The sequence below is a fragment of the Dietzia sp. DQ11-38-2 genome (assembly GCF_014145055.1).
GTDB lineage: Bacteria > Actinomycetota > Actinomycetes > Mycobacteriales > Mycobacteriaceae > Dietzia.
In genome coordinates, this window is sequence record NZ_JAALDW010000164.1 from 1 (window position 1) to 1,256 (window position 1,256).

Annotated in this window: 2 protein-coding genes; both read left to right on the forward strand. The window is 71.5% G+C overall.

Annotation, left to right across the window (positions count from 1 at the left end; translation table 11 throughout):
• On the forward strand, positions 1-1,095 hold a 1,095-nt coding region (locus G6026_RS06380; RefSeq protein WP_182612621.1), incomplete at its 5' end, for an alpha/beta hydrolase.
• Positions 1,092-1,256: tRNA (adenosine(37)-N6)-threonylcarbamoyltransferase complex ATPase subunit type 1 TsaE (locus G6026_RS06385; RefSeq protein WP_182612623.1), on the forward strand; the 165-nt coding region annotated here is incomplete at its 3' end. The genes G6026_RS06380 and G6026_RS06385, both read left to right, overlap by 4 nt.

A 1,256-nucleotide genomic window follows, 5' to 3' on the forward strand; every position in this document is an offset into this window, starting at 1 on the left:
GAGGCCGTCGACGAGCAGATCCGGACCCCCGGAGGGCTCGCCGCGGGGCTGAGCGCGCTCGGCGCGGCGACGATCGGATCCGTCGGCACCCTCCTACCCGGGCGCCGGGCGAGCGACCCGTGGGCCGGAGAGGACATGTGGGAGCTCGGGGTCGACCGGGGTTCGATGGTCGCCGCTTCGGACGGGGTCCCGCTCGCGGTGCGTGAGGCCGGCCCGACTGACGCGCCGATGACCGTGGTGTTCGCCCACGGCTACACGCTGTCGATGGATTCCTGGCACTTCCAGCGTCGACACCTCCAGGACCGGTTCGGATCCGAGGTCCGGTTGGTCTTCTACGATCAGCGTGGTCACGGGCTCAGCGGGAAGAGCTCACGCGAGAACTCGACGATCGCCCAGTTGGCGGCCGACCTCAACTCGGTGATCTCGGCCACCGCCCCGACCGGCCCGATCGTGGCGATCGGGCATTCCATGGGGGGGATGACGGTGCTGGGCTATGCGGCCCGTCACTCCGAGGCGGTCCGCGATCGGGTGCTCGGTGTGGGGTTGGTCGCCACCGCGATGGCGGAACTGTCCGAGTCGGGCCTGGGTGCCGTACTCGACAGCCGGGCCGTCAGCAGGTTCGTGGGCCTGGCCGGCCGCACGCCGGGGGTGTTCACCAGCAGCCGCAAGGCCCTCGGGGCCGTCATCTCCCCGTTCATCTATGGCGGCTCGTTCGGCGACCCGGCCAAGATGAGCCCGACCGTCGCGCGGTTCGTCGACAAGCTCATCGCCTCGACGGACATGCTGACCATCGCGAACTTCTTCGAGACCCTCACCCAGCACGACGAGTCCGCGGCCGTCCCCGTGCTGCGGGACGTACGGACCACGGTGTTGTGCGGAGACCGCGACCTGCTCACCCCCCTGGACCGCTCGGTGGACATCGCCGAGGCGTTGCCGGACGCCGAGTTCGTGGTGGTCCCCGGAGCCGGTCACATGGTGATGCTGGAGGAGCCCGCGCACGTGTCGGAGGTGCTCGGTGACCTGATCGCGGACGCCGTCGTCGAGTGGCGCGCACGCACGCACGGGCCGCCGGGGCGCCGAAGCACGGCGTCGTGACGATCGGGGTACCGGGGGCGCGGACCCTCCCCACCGTGGAGGACACGCGTCAGCTCGGCGTGGAACTCGCGGCACTGCTGGGGGCCGGCGACGTGGTGGTCCTCGACGGGCCCCTCGGTGCAGGCAAGACCGCACTCACCGCCGGGATCGCCGCCGGGCTG